General features: G+C 53.5%; 16 protein-coding genes. 3 read left to right on the top strand and 13 right to left on the bottom strand.

The genetic code is table 11. The features are described 5' to 3' along the window. Positions 1-37 precede the first annotated feature (37 nt). The 7 genes from CCE92_RS09970 to CCE92_RS09940 all read right to left on the bottom strand — a co-directional run bounded on the left by CCE92_RS09970 (position 38) and on the right by CCE92_RS09940 (position 7589). On the bottom strand, positions 38-496 hold the full coding sequence (locus CCE92_RS09970) for a GNAT family N-acetyltransferase (protein WP_241535967.1): 459 nt from the start codon (positions 494-496) through the stop codon (positions 38-40). Beyond that, positions 489-938: a hypothetical protein gene (locus CCE92_RS09965; protein ID WP_088007415.1), complete on the bottom strand. Its 450-nt coding sequence runs from the start codon at positions 936-938 to the stop codon at positions 489-491. The genes CCE92_RS09970 and CCE92_RS09965 overlap by 8 nt, the downstream gene beginning before the upstream one ends. A gap of 51 nt (positions 939-989) precedes the next feature. Continuing rightward, positions 990-3611, bottom strand: coding sequence for an MMPL family transporter (locus tag CCE92_RS09960; RefSeq protein ID WP_088007413.1), 2622 nt, complete (start codon positions 3609-3611; stop codon positions 990-992). Beyond that, positions 3608-4057, bottom strand: coding sequence for a MarR family winged helix-turn-helix transcriptional regulator (locus tag CCE92_RS09955; RefSeq protein WP_088007411.1), 450 nt, complete (start codon positions 4055-4057; stop codon positions 3608-3610). Before CCE92_RS09955 ends, CCE92_RS09960 begins: the two co-directional genes overlap by 4 nt. A 116-nt stretch (positions 4058-4173) precedes the next feature. After that, on the bottom strand, positions 4174-5304 hold the full coding sequence (locus CCE92_RS09950; protein ID WP_241535965.1) for an AI-2E family transporter: 1131 nt from the start codon (positions 5302-5304) through the stop codon (positions 4174-4176). Between the two features lie 104 nt (positions 5305-5408). After that, complete coding sequence (locus CCE92_RS09945; RefSeq protein WP_088007409.1) at positions 5409-6467, bottom strand: CAP domain-containing protein; 1059 nt, start codon at positions 6465-6467, stop codon at positions 5409-5411. Positions 6468-6518: 51 nt separating this feature from the next. Next, positions 6519-7589 carry an NAD(P)H-dependent flavin oxidoreductase gene (locus tag CCE92_RS09940; RefSeq protein WP_088007407.1) on the bottom strand — a complete coding sequence of 357 codons (1071 nt, stop codon included), beginning with the start codon at positions 7587-7589 and terminating at the stop codon, positions 6519-6521. Between the two features lie 99 nt (positions 7590-7688). On the opposite strand from CCE92_RS09940, the gene CCE92_RS09935 reads away from it, so the two are divergent. After that, positions 7689-7889 (top strand): hypothetical protein, encoded by a 201-nt coding sequence (locus CCE92_RS09935; protein ID WP_088007405.1) that lies wholly within the window; start codon positions 7689-7691, stop codon positions 7887-7889. A 4-nt stretch (positions 7890-7893) separates the two neighbouring features. Here the strand turns inward: CCE92_RS09935 and CCE92_RS09930 are convergent, their stop codons facing one another. Both CCE92_RS09930 and abc-f read right to left on the bottom strand, forming a co-directional pair. Continuing rightward, a complete protein-coding gene (locus CCE92_RS09930) occupies positions 7894-8655 on the bottom strand; it encodes an STAS domain-containing protein (RefSeq protein ID WP_088007403.1) in 762 nt (253 codons plus the stop codon). Positions 8656-8720: 65 nt separating this feature from the next. Continuing rightward, complete coding sequence (gene abc-f, locus CCE92_RS09925) at positions 8721-10370, bottom strand: ribosomal protection-like ABC-F family protein (RefSeq protein WP_088007401.1); 1650 nt, start codon at positions 10368-10370, stop codon at positions 8721-8723. Between the two features lie 401 nt (positions 10371-10771). Here abc-f and CCE92_RS09920 point away from each other — a divergent pair, with 401 nt between their 5' ends. After that, positions 10772-11101, top strand: a complete 330-nt coding sequence (locus CCE92_RS09920) for a hypothetical protein (RefSeq protein WP_088007399.1) — start codon at positions 10772-10774, stop codon at positions 11099-11101. Here CCE92_RS09920 and CCE92_RS09915 read toward each other — a convergent pair. The 4 genes from CCE92_RS09915 to CCE92_RS09900 all read right to left on the bottom strand — a co-directional run bounded on the left by CCE92_RS09915 (position 11079) and on the right by CCE92_RS09900 (position 14458). After that, positions 11079-11618, bottom strand: a complete 540-nt coding sequence (locus tag CCE92_RS09915) for a GrpB family protein (protein WP_088007397.1) — start codon at positions 11616-11618, stop codon at positions 11079-11081. The genes CCE92_RS09920 and CCE92_RS09915 overlap by 23 nt on opposite strands. A gap of 85 nt (positions 11619-11703) precedes the next feature. Continuing rightward, positions 11704-12282 (bottom strand): biotin transporter BioY, encoded by a 579-nt coding sequence (locus tag CCE92_RS09910; protein ID WP_088007395.1) that lies wholly within the window; start codon positions 12280-12282, stop codon positions 11704-11706. A 163-nt stretch (positions 12283-12445) separates the two neighbouring features. After that, positions 12446-13219 carry a LysM peptidoglycan-binding and 3D domain-containing protein gene (locus CCE92_RS09905; protein ID WP_088007393.1) on the bottom strand — a complete coding sequence of 258 codons (774 nt, stop codon included), beginning with the start codon at positions 13217-13219 and terminating at the stop codon, positions 12446-12448. Between the two features lie 252 nt (positions 13220-13471). Then, the gene (locus tag CCE92_RS09900) at positions 13472-14458 is read right to left on the bottom strand and encodes an NAD(P)/FAD-dependent oxidoreductase (RefSeq protein WP_088007391.1); all 987 of its coding nucleotides are present in this window, start codon (positions 14456-14458) and stop codon (positions 13472-13474) included. A gap of 145 nt (positions 14459-14603) precedes the next feature. Here CCE92_RS09900 and CCE92_RS09895 point away from each other — a divergent pair, with 145 nt between their 5' ends. Further along, positions 14604-15395 carry an SDR family oxidoreductase gene (locus CCE92_RS09895; RefSeq protein ID WP_088007389.1) on the top strand — a complete coding sequence of 264 codons (792 nt, stop codon included), beginning with the start codon at positions 14604-14606 and terminating at the stop codon, positions 15393-15395. Positions 15396-15477: the final 82 nt, after the last annotated feature.

The following is a 15477-nucleotide window of genomic DNA, read 5'->3' as shown; positions in this document are numbered from 1 at the left end:
TTTTTCCCCAAAAAGAAAACCCTTCCGAAGAAGGGCTTCATAGCTTGTATTGCAGCCGAATCATGTCCCGGCACTGGATTCCGTTCTCAAAAATAGGTTTCGGGTAATGCCTGGTGAAAAAATCGCGTTCAACGGCCGCTATCCGGAAGCCGCACTTCTGGTAAAGCGCTAATTGGTCCAGACTGGAATTTCCGGTCCCAATTTCGATAGCGCTGAACTTTTCCCGTTTGGCATACACTGCCGCTTCCTTGATTAATGACTTGGCGATTCCCCTGCCCCGTGCTCGTTCGGCCACGGCAATATTTTTGATTTCTGCGATTTCCGGCGACACGGCCAGCACCACGCACACACCGATCATCCGGCCGTTCTCTTCCGCAGCCAGAATCCGGCTGTCGGTGATGTACCTTGAAATCATTTCCTCGGAAGGATCCGCCTCCAGGAGCAGTTCCATTGGAAGCGGCTCATCTGTTCCCAGCAGCCGGATTCCCTCATTCACTTTCCTGGAAACCTTCTTCTTCCAGATAACGGACAGCGTCTGCGAACGTACCGAAACTCTCTTCCAGGTTCTGCCCGGCATACACATTCCAGAACGGGTCTTCGTTCACGAGCCGCACCTTCACAGCGTTCCGGTCATGCCATACCTGATCATACGGTTCGTTTTCGGTCGATAAGTACTCGATCGAATCCCGGATGATCGCTTCCAGCTGATCAGGTGAAAAATCCCGGATATTCACATACCCCCGCTCATCCGCTTCATACTGCGGCAAATCGCCGGTGTAGACGAAACCATTGCCGTTCGGATGCAAGTGATAAACGACTGTCGTTTTTTCGTACAGACTTTCTTCGAAGTGATAGTTCACCCGTTTCATCGACACTTCACGTCTGTTCAATTCAGGAAATGTCCCGATGATCCGCTGCTTTTCTTCAAACGTCAGCATGCTTCTGTCCCCCAATCTGTTGGCTGAATCCAGTATAGCACGCCTCTGCGGTCATCTCTGCCCTTTCCTGCCGAACGGCCACCACAGTCCGTTGCCGAAAGACACGGAAATCGCCGGAATGAGCAGCGGGAGGACGATCAGACCGTACAGAAGGAGGCCGGTGATGACGATCGATGCGATCTGCACAAGGCTCAGCACTCCCGAAGGGATCATTGCCCCGAACGTGCCGGCGAGAATGATGGCAGCCGTTATGATGACGGTCCCCATTTTCGCCATGGAGGCACGCATCGCATCGCCCACGCTCAGCTCTTGCCCTGCTTCTTCCCGGAATCGGTCGAGCAGGAAAATGGAATAGTCGACACCGAGCGCTACAAGCATGGCAAAGCCGAAGAATGGTACCGCCCAGCTTACGCCATCGTAACCGAGACCTTCCACGAATATCAGTTCAGTAATCGATACTGAAGTGAAATAAGTCAAGAGCAGAGAACCGATCATGAACAGCGGCATGATCATCGATCGGAACAGGATAGCGAGCACGATGAACAAGCTGATCAGCATGATGACGACAGTCCGGGAGAAGTCCGCGGACGAAATATCCTGCAGATCGCTGTTGATGCTCGAAATGCCGCTGTAGGCCAGCTCCGCTCCTTCGAGCGGTGTATCCTGTATACTCCGGGCAGCCGCCGCTTTGATTTGGGCGGTTGTGCCGATCGCTTCCGTCGAATACGGATCTTCCGCCAGGATCACTTCCACGATCATCCCGGTGCCTTCACCGATGGCATAGCGGTCGAGCACTTGGCTGAACTCCTCATTTTCGAGTATGCCCTCCGGCACAAATATGCCGGTGTCTTGCGCACTCTCACTGCCGCTGATCGACTCCAGCAGACTGGCGGCTTCCTCCAGTCCGGCTGCAATCTGCGTCAGCCCTTCACTGGCGGAGCCTACACCCTCTGCCAGCCTTCCGAGGCCAGCCGACAGTTCTGCACTGCCGGTCGCCGCTTCTTCCAGACCTTGCTGCACTTGTGCAAGGCCCCCGCCGATCTGTGTCAGCGCGCCGGCAGTCTGCTGGATATCGCCTGTCATCTGCAGTCCTTGGGAAACTTGGCCGAGCTGCGCATTCAGCTGCCCCAGTGATGCAGCCGCTTCGTTAAGGCCCGCTGAGCCACTCGCCTGTTCGCTGATGCCAGTCAGATTAGTCTGGATTTCTGACAGACCGTCCTGCACATCAGTCAGTCCGGTCCGCGCTTCAGTCAGTCCTTCGGCGACTCTGCCGGCTTGAGTTGTCACATAGAGGTCTTCCAGCGGTTCGCCGGTCGGCCGGGTGATAGTCCGGACTGAATCGACGCCTTCCAAAGCGTTGATTTCCTCAGCCACAGATTCAACATAAGGGATCAGTTCCTCTGTCGCGATCAGATCTTCCGAATTGATGATTACTTGGACCGGAAGCGAATCGCCTTTCCCGAATGCCTCCTCGATTGCCCGGAGCCCTTGGACCGACTCATAATCGGGTCCAATTTCATCCACTGTGTTGAAAGACAGTTCATTGCCGTAGGTGAATAAAAGCGGAACGGTGATGATTGCCACTGTCAGCATGGAAACGAGCGGCCGGTTCACAGAGAGTTTGCTCAGCCAGATCCACAGCTTGCTGTCATGGTGGGCAGCTGATTTTTTCGATGGCCAGAATAGCCGCTCTTTGAGCAGTGCCATGAAAAAGGGGACGATAGTATACAGCACAAGCAGCAGCAGCGCGATGCCCACTGCGACAGCGACTGCGGATTTAAAGATCGGGAAATCCGCGAAACCGATGGCTGAAAACCCGATGAATACGGCGAGTCCGCTGATCAGCAAGGTCCGGCCGGCAGTTCTGTACGTGTTCACGATGGATTCTTCCACTGCATGCCCGGCGGACAGTTCCTCCTTGTAGCGGCTTAGCAGCAAAATGCAGTAATCGGTTCCGATGCCGAATAAAATCGCTACGAGAAAAATTTGCGTGTAGTTCGAAACCGGGAAGCCAAACCAGTCGATAAAGAATGCGACAACCGACTGGCTAAGCAAGTATGTGATTCCCACTGCGAGCAGCGGGATGAACGGTGTCACGATCGAGCGGAACACCGCCAGGAGCAAAGCGAAAATCAGGACGACCGTAATGATTTCCGTCCGCTTGAGCCCTTCCTGGGCGCTTGCATTTACGTCACTTCTGATGATGGCCTGCCCAGTGATGTACGCTGTCAGCTCCTGCGGCACAAGCGTCCGGATTTCATCCGCCAGGGCATTCACTTCTTCATCGGTTCCATCGGCTGTTATAGGAATGAGAACCGTCCGACCGTCTTCCGACACCAGCTGGCCTTCAAGTTCTTCACTGGCTGCAGGATTGAGCACGTCTGCCGGCGGACCGCCGAGCGACTCGATGTCGGACACAAGCTGATCGACTGTTTTCCTCGTCTCTTCACTGAACGGTTCTTCGAGTTCAAGTACGAGGGAAATCGTCTGCCCGTCGGCGCCCGCTGCCTCGAGTATTTCAGCAGCCCGCTGCGAATCCGCACTTTCAGCCAGCTGAAACGTGCCAGCTTCTTCCGCCTGCTCGGTCAGGTTCGGCGCCAGCATGAACAGGACAGCTGTCAGCACCACGATGGCGGCAGCTGTGATCCACTTGTATTTCAACAACGTTTTCATTCATCCACTTCCTCTGTCTTAATGATCGCTTTCAGTTTCCGGAATATCCGCAAAAACTGGTCGATCTCTTCATCATTTACGTGGTCCACCAGCTGTTCCTGGACGTATCGGTGTGTCAGTTCCCTCGCCTTTCCGATGACACGTTCCCCTTCCGCGGTAAGCTCATAGAGTTTCGAGCGCCGGTCGGGTGTTTCGACGACACGGATGAGCTCCTTTGCCAGGAGCTTTTTCGTCCGTCCGGAAATCGCGCTTTTGTGGACGCCCTGCAATGCGGCGAGCCGTCCGGCCGTCAGTCGCTCCTCTTTCTTCAATAGCTTCAGCAAGTGCAGCTGCTCAGGCGAATATTGGTTCCAGAACTGCTCGTCCATGCTGCGGAGTACCTGCTCTGTCCCGTAGATCATGACGTCCTCGAACAGGGAAATCGCTTCTTTAATTCGTGTATCCAAAAAAGTTCACCCCCTAAACCAATAAAAATAGTTTAGGGGATGAACTTTATGCTGTCAACTTATTATGTGGAAACATAAAAAAACCTGTGAACATTCATTCACAGGTCCAATAGCCTTTACGGTTCCCCGTCCACATCCCGGGCCGCTGTTTCGGAAATCTCCTGGCGCCTTGAATAGATGTTGCGGACGATGTCTTTGAGCACGCCATACGCGGGCACCGCGACAATGATGCCCAAGAACCCGAAAAGGCTTCCCGCCGCCAGAATGATGGCGATGACGGTCAGCGGATGGATATCAAGCGCATTCCCCATGACGTTCGGAGTGATCACCGCGCCCTCGATCTGCTGGGCGACGAACATGATGATGGCCACCCAGACGACCATGATCGGATCCTGGATGGCAGCGATCGCGATGGCCGGCGCCACTGCCAAATATGGACCGAGAAACGGGATGACATTGAACAGCATGCCGATCAGCGCAAGCAGCAGGGAATAATTGAGACCGATGATCAAATAACCGATCAACAGCAGCAGACCCACCAGGAAACTGACCAGCAGCTGCCCTTGAATATACGCCTTCAGTGTCTCATCGATATCGTGGAGCGTCTTCCGGATCCAGATGCGCCGCTCGCCCGAGAAAAAACTGGCGACGAATGGAGCGAACTTCTCGTGGTCCTTCAGCATGTAGACGAGGAAGAACGGGGCAAGCACGACATAGAAGATCCCCTGCACCAGATTAACTGTGAAACTCCATAGCCAAGAGCCGATATCCCCGCCCCAGGAACTGATGTTGTTCACGAAATCATTCAAGTACCGTTCGACCTGCCCAGGAAGCCGCTCCCGCTGCGCCAGCAAATAGTCGATGAAGCTCTGGACCCGGTCTACGATCATCGGCATGGCATTCGCCAGATTGGTGATCTGGTCCGCCACAATCGGACCCACCACGGTAACCAGAATAACGAGAGCTGCGATAATGAGGATGATCACAGACAAAATCGATGCCCATCTCGGAAAACGCCAGCGGTTTTCCAATAGCCGCTGGACAGGGTGCGTCAGGTAAAAAAGGACGCCTCCAAGCAGCAGAGGGATGAAAATGGCCTGTATGATGACAATGATCGGCTCAAAGATCATTTTTACTTGAATCGCTAAAAAAACGACCAGAAAGGCGAGAACGAGGCCTACACCTGTCTGGAACCAAAGTCTGCTCGTCAAGAACTTCACTTCCTTTTCTGTCAGCATGTTCAGCATAACTGTTATTTCTTCGTATTATACCCTATTTCCTTCCCGGCACCTGTTAAACCATCAGAAAAATAATAAGACGGACCCGCCCTCAGCGAATCCGTCTCTGCGCTTCAATCATCAAAGAAATTTGCGGTAAAGAAAGGCTGTTTTTCCTTATTGAATGCCACCCCTACACCAAGGTGCCTGAACGCCGGCTTTAAAATATTCTCCCGGTGGCCCTTTGAATTCATCAGCCCTTCGTGGGCGAACACACTGCTGTATTGACCGTATGCCAGATTCTCACCGGCCACGTAGAAAGAGATTCCGCCGGCTTCCATGCGGTCGAACGGTGATCGCCCCGCCATATTCGTGTGGCTGAAGTAACTGTTTTCAGCCATTTCCTCACTGTGGAGCCTCGCAACTGCCTGGGCATCCGGATTCCACTCAAGAAGCGGCAGCCCGAACTCTGCGCGGGTGGAATTGGTGAGTTCGAACAGCAGCAGCTCATAGCCTTCCTTGAGCGCATCTCCGGGTTCGGCATAAATGGACGGCCGTTCATTCTCCAAGTCATCAGCGATCACTTGGACAGCTGTGACATTATTGTTTTCATGGAGATCATAAAAAACCGTGATGTAGGCGCTGTCCAGACGGAACACATCATACTGCTCCTTTGAATCGAACAGGTACTGGATGTTCCCTTTCTGCAAATATGAAAGCGGGGCGCCCAGTATGGAACGCACTTCCTCGCGGGTTGAATCGCCAGTGATCCCTTTTCCGGATGTAAAGATATCCTGATTCGTGAACATGCCATTCACCCGGCCGCCGCTATCGAAGGACAGCAGCATGTAGCCGCTGTAATCGTCGTGATAGCTGTGCCACTGTGTGCCGTACTCATTCTCCATCAGCCGGAGAGGGAGACCGATATCCTGCTGGACTTCGTCTTTTTCCATGCCGAGGGTCACATTCCGGATTGCGAACAGCGCTTCTGTCGGCTCGAGTGCAGGAGCGGGAGCCGGCAGCACTTCCGCTTCTCCGGCGACACGTTCTGTCAGTTCCTTCGCACTTTCCGCCGCATCAAAGAATGGAGCGAGGACTTCGAGTGAAGCCAGCTGTTCCGCTTCGTCCTCCCATACCGGCTTCGTCAGTACCGCTGCCGTCAGAAGCAGCACCGCCAGAAACAGTTTTCTCATGCGCACGCCTTCTCTCTTTATGGATTGGACTTCAGCCTTGCAGCGAACCGGTCATCCGAGCACTTTCTTCGCTTCTTCGATGAGGCGGCGCACAATGGCGGCTGCCTCCGCTTCTTCCGTCATCATTCCTGCGGACTGGCCTGCCCAGAGGGACATCAGCTCCGGTTCCCCCTGCTTACCGGCAGCTGCCCTCAGCTCCTTCGTCACCGTGTTCTGGGAAGGAAAAGGGAGCGGAGCGGTCCCTGACTTTTCAAATTCATTGATGAATCGGTTCCGGATGCCGCGGGCCGGCCGGCCGGAGAAACTTTTCGTGACGACAGTATCCGTCCCGTCCGCTTCGAATACCGCTTTTTTGTAAAGAGGGTGGATGCCTGCTTCCTTAGCCGTCAAAAACAAGGTGCCGATCTGAACTCCGGCGGCGCCAAGCGCCAAAGATGCAGCGATCCCCCTGCCATCCGCAATCCCTCCTGCCGCAATGACCGGAACCCGAAGAGTATCCGCCATCTGCGGCACAAGCGACATAAGTCCGATCAGCGCACCGTCCGGGTGCCGGTCGAGCGAGAACGTCCCCCGGTGTCCGCCGGCTTCGGCGCCTTGGGCTGTCACTGCATCCGCCCCCGCCTCTTGCGCTTCCAGCCCTTCCTCCACGGTCGTCGCCATCGCGATGAGCTTGATCCCTTTTTCTTTTATTTTCCGGGTCTGCTGCCGGTCCAGACAGCCGAATGCCGTGCTGATCACCGGAACAGACTGTTCCAGGCAAACTTCAAGGAGCGCTTCACGCCTGTCGGGGGATTCATATGTATCAGGCGGGGCTGGCAGATTCAACTCTTCCCTGAACGGCTTCAGAGCTCGCTGCACTTCTTCGAGCCGGCTGAAATCATCAGGCGGTTGTACGGCAAACACGTTGACAGCGAACGGTTCGTGCGTGAGTATTCGGATTTTGCGGACCGCTTCGCGCAATGCTTCGGGTTCCATGTAGGCGGCACCGATCGTCCCGAGTCCGCCGGCCTGGCTGACGGCCGCCGCCAATTCAGGCGTAGTCGCCCCGCCGGCCATTCCAGCCTGGACGATCGGATAACGGATACCCAGCAAGCTGCAAAGTTCCGTATCGGTCTTAAGCATTCCCCATTCCCCTTTCGGGCTGGAACCTTCAAAAGAATTCCAGCGTCATTATGGTCGTACGATCACATCAACCGATTTTCAAGCAAAGGCGGAATTTGTATGAAAGCACTGGCTGTACTTGCATCCGCGATTTTGGCTGCAGTTCTCCTGTCCGCTGCACTGCCGGCAATCGCTGCCCTTTCGCCGGAAAACATGCAGGATGAGAGACGGCTGGAGTCGTTTATGTCCATTAAGGAAAGCCTCCTCCACCCGCCTTCCTCCAATACCGGCAGCGCCCTTTTATCCTGCCGCCGGCAATGAGCGGTCAGTTTTCCTGAATCTGCATGATCCGCTCCAGTCCTGCCTGTACCGTGGCGAACGTTTTCGCATCCACACCCGAGGAGGCGAACGAGACAGCCAGCTCGGCACTGATTCCCGTCAAGTAACAGTGAGCACCGATCAGCCGAAGTGCATCAGCCAGTTTTTGGATACAGTGGCGGAGCGTTTCATCGGAGTGCCGCATCCCGCTCAGATCGACCAGCACGTATTCATGGCGCTGGCTGACACATTCGGTCAGTACTGTCGTGACAAGGCCGTCAAAACGGTTTGCGTCGAATTCACCGATCAGTGGCAGCGCGATGGTCCGGTTCCATACGTTGACGATCGGTGTTGAAAGTTCCCGGATCAGCTCTTCTTTCCTGACTTCCTCTTCCGCTTGTACCGTCACGTCGAGCAGCATCACAATATACCCGTCGGCCTCTTCCCGTTCCCTGTTCCGGATCGGCGTGATGACAATATCGGTGACGAATTTGTTTTTTATGACGATCCTGTTCCTGTGGGGTTTCTTCAGCGTTTCCATCAGTCTTCGCTGATGTCTTTCATTCTCATGAAAAAATCCATCGCGGCCGATCATGTCTTCGCACCCTGAGAGGCCGTACAGCGGCGCTATCTCTTCAAGCAGCCGGCAAGCTTCCGTATTGATCCAGCGGATGATGTAATCATTGTCCGCTACAATAATGGTTTCCCCAATGCTGTCGAGCGCATCCAGCAGGGAAATATGTTCCGGGACAGTTCCTATCGCCTTCATGTCATCACCTTACTATTTATCAGAATATAACCGCATTATACACCGATACCCGTTTTGAAGACGAATCAGTCCTTCACTCCTGTTTTTTCCCTGCCGGCACTCCGTTTTCGGCGCGCTTCCGTGTAAGATCCCTCAAACCGCTCAAGCGTTTCGTCTTCCAGCCAGTACGTCACATTGAACAGCTTGTCCAGGAAATATCGGTCATGCGACACCGCGACGATCGTTCCCGGATACTCCGCCAAGGCTTCTTCCATCACTTCTTTCGCTTCGAGGTCCAAGTGATTGGTCGGCTCATCCAGTATGAGGAGATTATGGTTCTGATGCATCAGCTGAGCCAGCCGAAGACGCATCCGCTCTCCTCCGCTGAGTGTCCGGACAGGCTGAAAGACCATGCTGCCGAAAAAAAGGAACTTGGCCAGCAGGTGCCGGGCATCGGATTCGGCCACCGGCACGGCTTCACGGAATTCTTCAATGATCGAACGGCCGCTGTCCATTTCGAAGGCATGCTGTGACAAATACCCGATCGACAGCCGGCTGCCCAGCCGGATCTCCCCTTCATCAGCCATTTCCCTGCCGAGCAGCAGGCCGAGCAGCGTCGATTTTCCGGCTCCGTTCGGACCGACGACGGCCACCCGTTCCCCCCACCGGACCTGCATGGAAACTTCGGAAAATAAAACCTTGTCTCCGAACAGTTTCCAGACGCCCTGCAGCCGGATCACATCCGTCCCGCTTCTGTCCCCCGCCTCAAAACCGAGCACCATCTGTTTTTTCTTCAACACGGGCCGCTCCATCACTTCTATTCTGGAAAGCGCTTTTTCCATGCTTTTAGCGCGGCGGTGCATGCCGGCATTCGGCGGATTTGCCCGGTTCGCCCACTCTTTCAGCCGGCTGATCGTTTCCCGCATTTTCCTGATTTTCTTCTGCTGGTCCTGATACTGCTGAAACTCATTGAGGAGCCGCTTCTCCCGCTCTTTGACGAAAGCGGAGTAGTTCCCTTTATAAGTGACGAGCTCTCCCTGGTCCAACTCCCAAACCTCTTTTACTGTCTCATCCAGGAAGTACCGGTCATGGGAAACAATCAATACCGCCCCTTTGTAATGATTGATGAATCCGGCGAGCCACTCGATCGATGCCAGATCCAAATGGTTCGTCGGTTCGTCGAGCAGCAGCAGATCCGGTTCCTGGAGAAGCAGTTTGGCCAGCCCGACTTTTGTCCGTTCTCCTCCGCTGAGCATCCCCCACTCCTTCTGTTTCAGACTGCTTATTTTCAAGCCGTTCAGTACTTGGTCGATGCGTGCTTCGATTTCATAACCGCCCTCCCGCATGAATTCTTCCTGGAGCGAACCGTATTTACCGAGCAGACTCTCCAAATCATCCGGGGAAGCTGCTGCCATCCGCGCTTCCAGTTTCTCCAGCGCTTCCTGCTTATCCGCCAGTTTCTTGAATACGCTGCGCAGCAATTCATGCGTCACGGCATGCGCCGGTTCTTCCGGCGATTGGGCCAGCCGTCCCACTGTGCTCCCCCTCTTCCAAGTGACTGCGCCTTCCGTCGGCTTGAGCTCGCCTGACAAGACAGCCAGGAGCGTCGTTTTCCCTTCGCCGTTCCGGCCGACGAGTCCGAGCCGCTGGCCTTCCGCCACTTCCCCTTTAATGCTATTGAATAATTTCTGTGCCGCGAAATGACAGGTGATCTGCTGAAATTGTGTGATGATCATGGTTCTCTCCCTTTCCTTCCGAAGAGACGCCGACCGCAACGTAAAACACAAAAAAGGCATGCGCAGACGCATGCCTTTTGCTGAAATCCGTTTGCAGGCAAGATGTCTCTCACTGGGTTTGTTCACAGTGTTCAATTGAGTAAAAAAGGACAGACGGGTCCCGTTGCTCAATTTTTGTGAACGTCACGGCATGCAGAACATACAGAAATTGCTGGCATTCCGACATGCGCGTCCCAGTGTGATTCATCTTCCCCACCTCCATTCATCCATTTCCTTTACTATAGCGGAGGACCGCCCATCCGTCAATCGATTCAGAAAATTTAAGCGGACAGGCGAGGCGTAACAGCAGAAAATCCGGGTATAATACACCAATCCCCTTAACAGGAAATGGAGAGATCCTGATGAGAATCATGGCGGCATCTTTTATCATACTGCTCCTCACCGGATGTTCAGCCGGAGAGAATGCTGTAATCGAACAGGAGACCGAAGCTGAACAAACCAATACCGATTTGACCGGCCTTCCGGAATATGCAGCTTTATCCGAAGAAATCGACCTCAACCTTTACTCGGCCGAAATCGAGAGCGATGATGATAAAAACCGCATCATCTTTTTTTCTGATGAAACAGGCGACCGTGTGTATAAAAGCAATTACACAAAAAGCAGTCAGCAGCTGGATATCACCGAACTGGCTGACGGCGATCGGATCTTCAGTAAAGTTCTGGACCCCTGATATCCTCCCTTTCCGTCATTAGCAGAGCTTTGGATTCCAATGCAGCTACAAATTTTTCTTTGCCTGAAATGTAGCTGCCGATATCATAAGGGAATTTTGACGCCAGATCTGTCTTCAGCCGGCCATAAGCTTCTGCTTCATCGGGGTGCGTCCGCAAATAATCCCGGAAAACGAGATGCCGGCGGATTTCAGGACTGCCGGCTTCATATATATGCACATGATGGGTCCGGTCGTCTCCCCCTTTTTGAAAATACCGGCGGCCCGGGAGACCATTCTCTCCTTTCGCTTTGTAACCGATCGATTCGAACGCTCCGATCAGCCGATCGACTTCCTCCAAGTCCCGGACTACAGGCAGGAGATCGATGATCGGCTTTGCTGCAAGGTCCGGAACGGCTGTGCTCCCTATGTGGTGAATGGCGATGCAATTTTCACCCAGAAGACGTCTGAGGACAGCCGCTTCACTCTCAAAGCGGTGTATCCAGACGGGATCAAAAGGCAGGACTTCCACTTTTCTCATACGATTTCCACACTCCCCCGTCCTCTTCAGTTTACTTTTTCCTTCAAAAAAGAAAACCTGTACGGATGACAGGCTTTCCTTCATTTCACATATATTTGCTGACAATCGGCTTCAGCCTGTAACCGAATATCCCTGCCGCTACGGTAAGGATCAAATCTTTCGGAAACGGCACAGCCATCCACGCCCAAGCCATTTCATAGGTGAAGCCTTCCGGTGCTGCAAACCAGAACCGGTAAGCGGCATACATCCAGTTAGTGCCAAAACCGTAGTTGATGATAAGACCGACGAGCGCCGCGGCCACAAAGCCGATGACAGTCGGAAACCGTTCTGCGATTTTACCGGTCGCATAAGCAAGGATGATGAACGACACGATAAAGCCGAATGTCGGACTGATCAGCGTATCAAGACCGCCCGAAAACTGAGCAAATACGGGAAGACCCGCCAGTCCGATGAACGCATAGAAGGCCATCGCTGCCGCTCCCGTCCGGCTTCCCAGCAGCAGCCCGGCCAGTATGGCGAAGAACGTCTGCAGGGTGATCGGCACGCCTCCGATGACGAGGTATGAAGAAATGTTCGCTCCGATCATCATAAGCGCTGAAAACATAGCGATATGTACAAGTTTTAATGTCTGACTATGTCTTTCCGTTTTTACTGTGGTCGTCATGGTCTTCCTCCTGTTCATGATCCGTTCTTTCTACAGGATAGCTGAATAGGATTTTTAAGTCAACTTAATATTTATTTTAGTTAACTTTTAGTTTCTTTCCGGGCCGCAGTAATTAAAAAACATCCAGCGGGTTCCGCTGGATGTTTTTCGTTCACTTATTTGATTAGTCGAGAATCTTGATCGTCACATTCTTGCGGCCCCAAGCAAGTGCATCATTGTAGTTCGGGATGAATACATCGATCCGGTTCCCGTCGATTGCACCGCCGGTGTCGCCAGCAATCGCTGTTCCGTAACCTTCAACCCATACAGTCGAACCGAGCGGGATGACGTCCGGATCCACAGCGATCACTTTCTGGTTCGGATTCGAGCGGAGGTCGATTCCTGTCGCTGTGATACCCGAGCAGCCTGGGCAGTATGCTGTGTAAGCAGTCGCTTCCACGACCATTTCACGCGCTGACGAAGTGACTGGAGCCGCTTCTTTTACAGGCGCTGTCCGTGTAGTCGTCTGTGGTGCAGTCGAAGATACGCCTTTAACCGCAGTGCCTGAGACAGACAGCACATCCCCTGGATAGATCCAGTGGCTCGTCAGGCCGTTCCAGCTCATCAGGCTGTCGAGCGAAATTCCGTGATTCAGCGCGATGCGGTACAGTGTATCCCCGGATTTCACTGTATATGTGGATGCAGCTGATGCCTCTTTCGCTGCTGGCTGTGCCGCTGTTGCCGTCTGACCATCCACTTCGAGCTTCTGGTTCGGGAAGATCAGATCGGATGACAGGTTGTTCCATTCCATCAGCTGGCCGACCGTCACATCATTCGCCCGGGAAATGCCCCAGAGTGTGTCTCCCCGTTCGACTGTGTACGTGGCTGCTGAAGCCTGGCTTGCAACTCCGGCACTGATTGCGGCAGCAGCAGTTAAGGCGATCAATTGCTTTTTCATAAATTAAATTCCTCCCCTTTGTGTAAGTACAGGTTCTTCTCACTAAGGGAAATGATAGCACGCTAACATTTCAGGAAAATGACAGGACATCGGATGAGAGATAACAATTCCGTTACGCTGAAAGGGCTTTTGTTACAGTTTGTAACAAAACCGGCTTTCCGTGTAATAAAACATGAATATTTTTCCCTATACCGTCCATTTTTTTCCTTGAAATAAAAAAGCTCCCGCGAAAAAAGCGGGAGTATCTATCCATTATTTGAATACATTCGTGCTGTGGAGCGGCTGGACACGGGATTTCGGATCCAAGTATTTCTTGGCGTTGTTGACTGCAATCGGCGCTTCCCCGAGACCGACAGCGATCAATTTTACTTTTCCATCATAAGAACAAATATCACCAGCGGCATAAATGCCCTCAATGTTCGTTTCCATCTGTGTATTGACGAGGATGGAATTCTTCTCCATCTCCAGTCCCCATTCTTTGATCGGTCCAAGGGAAGTCACATTGCCATAGTTCACAATCACATGATCCGCTTCAATGCGTTCCTCGTTCCCTTCCTTATCGATCAGGATGACGGCTTCCACTTTTCCGTTCCCGCCGACCAATTCCTTCACGCCATATGGTACTTTCATTTCCACGCTCGATTCACGCATCTGCTGTACGTTCGCCTCATGAGCGGTGAATTTTTCACGGCGGTGGCTCAATGTAACATGGGAGGCGACCCCTTCCAGCATCATCGCCCAGTCCACTGCCGAATCTCCGCCGCCGAGTACCACCACTTTTTTGTCGTGGAACACCGTCAGGTCTTTCACGCCGTAATGGAGGGTTTTCCCTTCGAACGCCGCTGCATTCTCTGCCTGCAGTTTGCGGGGCTGGAATGAGCCGACACCTCCGGTAATCAGAATGGATCGGGAATAATGCTCGCCTTTATTGGTCGTCAGCGTAAAGTGATCGCCGGTGCGTTCCACAGCAGTCACCGTCTCTTCCAGTCCGATCGCCGGTTCGCTGTACTCCGCCTGCGAAACGAGGTTATCGACAAGGTCTTTCGCGAGGATTTTCGGAAATCCGCCGACATCGTAAATGTATTTATCGGGATACAGCTCGACCAGCTGACCGCCGAGCTGCGGCAGGCTGTCAAGAATCTTCACCGACATCTTCCGCATGCCGCCATAGAAAGAAGCGAACAGGCCGGTCGGTCCGCCGCCGATAATCGTTATATCGAAAATTTCCCTTTCTTCCACTTTCAACACTCCCTGTATTTTTTGCTCCCGTTTAATCCTACCATAAATCACGCCTGACGCCCCATGATTTGACCGGTTGCCATCCGCCTTTTGACAAACTACACTTAACTTTAAAGCGGAAAACAGACTGAAAGGGGAATAAACGATGGAATTGAACTTGAAAGGGAAAACCGCTGTGGTAATGGCTTCCAGCAAAGGGCTCGGCAAAGCGGTGGCGGAAGAACTGGCCCATGAAGGCGCGACGGTCGTCATCTCGAGCCGGACACGCGGTCATGCGGAGCAGGCGGGTGAAGAGATCCGGAAAACGAGCGGAAATCCGAATGTCCATGCGTACGAATGCAATATGGCCGATGCGGATGATATCCGGAAACTGTTCAAGGAAGTGGGCAGCCGCTTCGGCGGTGTCGACATCCTAATCAACAACACCGGCGGACCGAAAGCAGGGGGCTTCCATGCGACAGCGGACGGCGACTGGCAAATGGCTTTCGAAACCAACCTGCTCAGCTACATCCGGACTTCCCGGGAAGCCCTTTTCTTTATGGAGAAACAGCAGTATGGGCGCATCGTCAATATCACTTCTTCTTCTGTCAAAGAAGTAATCGACAACTTGATCCTCTCCAACACGTTCCGGGCCGGCCTCGTCGGCTTCACAAAAACTCTGGCACGGGAAGCGGCTTCCCATGGCGTTCTTGTGAATGCAGTGGGACCTGGAAAAATCGCAACTGACCGGGTGGCCGAGCTGGACGGGAAAGCGGCTGAACGGGAAAATCTGTCTGTCAGCGAAATCACCAGCCGCAGCCAGCGGGCGATACCGATCGGCCGCTACGGACAGCCGGCGGAATTCGCCAAAGTCGTCGTTTTCCTCGCTTCCGGCGCAAACAACTACTTGACCGGCCAGTCGCTCGTCGTCGACGGCGGTATGCTGAAAGCGCTCTGACCCTGTTCGGAGGGCGGCTCCGGATTCTTTGGCATAGCTGTTCAAAAACATTAAAGCCCGGTTCCTCTTTCGGAACCGGGCT

It is taken from the genome of Indiicoccus explosivorum, assembly GCF_002167005.1.
Lineage (GTDB): Bacteria > Bacillota > Bacilli > Bacillales_A > Planococcaceae > Indiicoccus > Indiicoccus explosivorum.
This window is presented reverse-complemented; position numbering and strand designations above follow the sequence as displayed.

Excerpts from the sequence above, each read along its gene's own strand:
- CCE92_RS09965 (WP_088007415.1), bottom strand. The coding sequence starts at position 938 with ATGCTGACGTTTGAAGAAAAGCAGCGGATCATCGGGACATTTCCTGAA.
- CCE92_RS09960 (WP_088007413.1), bottom strand. The coding sequence starts at position 3,611 with ATGAAAACGTTGTTGAAATACAAGTGGATCACAGCTGCCGCCATCGTG.
- CCE92_RS09950 (WP_241535965.1), bottom strand. The coding sequence starts at position 5,304 with ATGCTGAACATGCTGACAGAAAAGGAAGTGAAGTTCTTGACGAGCAGA.
- CCE92_RS09945 (WP_088007409.1), bottom strand. The coding sequence starts at position 6,467 with ATGAGAAAACTGTTTCTGGCGGTGCTGCTTCTGACGGCAGCGGTACTG.
- CCE92_RS09940 (WP_088007407.1), bottom strand. The coding sequence starts at position 7,589 with ATGCTTAAGACCGATACGGAACTTTGCAGCTTGCTGGGTATCCGTTAT.
- CCE92_RS09935 (WP_088007405.1), top strand. The coding sequence starts at position 7,689 with ATGAAAGCACTGGCTGTACTTGCATCCGCGATTTTGGCTGCAGTTCTC.
- CCE92_RS09930 (WP_088007403.1), bottom strand. The coding sequence starts at position 8,655 with ATGAAGGCGATAGGAACTGTCCCGGAACATATTTCCCTGCTGGATGCG.
- abc-f (WP_088007401.1), bottom strand. The coding sequence starts at position 10,370 with ATGATCATCACACAATTTCAGCAGATCACCTGTCATTTCGCGGCACAG.
- CCE92_RS09920 (WP_088007399.1), top strand. The coding sequence starts at position 10,772 with ATGAGAATCATGGCGGCATCTTTTATCATACTGCTCCTCACCGGATGT.
- CCE92_RS09915 (WP_088007397.1), bottom strand. The coding sequence starts at position 11,618 with ATGAGAAAAGTGGAAGTCCTGCCTTTTGATCCCGTCTGGATACACCGC.
- CCE92_RS09910 (WP_088007395.1), bottom strand. The coding sequence starts at position 12,282 with ATGACGACCACAGTAAAAACGGAAAGACATAGTCAGACATTAAAACTT.
- CCE92_RS09905 (WP_088007393.1), bottom strand. The coding sequence starts at position 13,219 with ATGAAAAAGCAATTGATCGCCTTAACTGCTGCTGCCGCAATCAGTGCC.
- CCE92_RS09895 (WP_088007389.1), top strand. The coding sequence starts at position 14,604 with ATGGAATTGAACTTGAAAGGGAAAACCGCTGTGGTAATGGCTTCCAGC.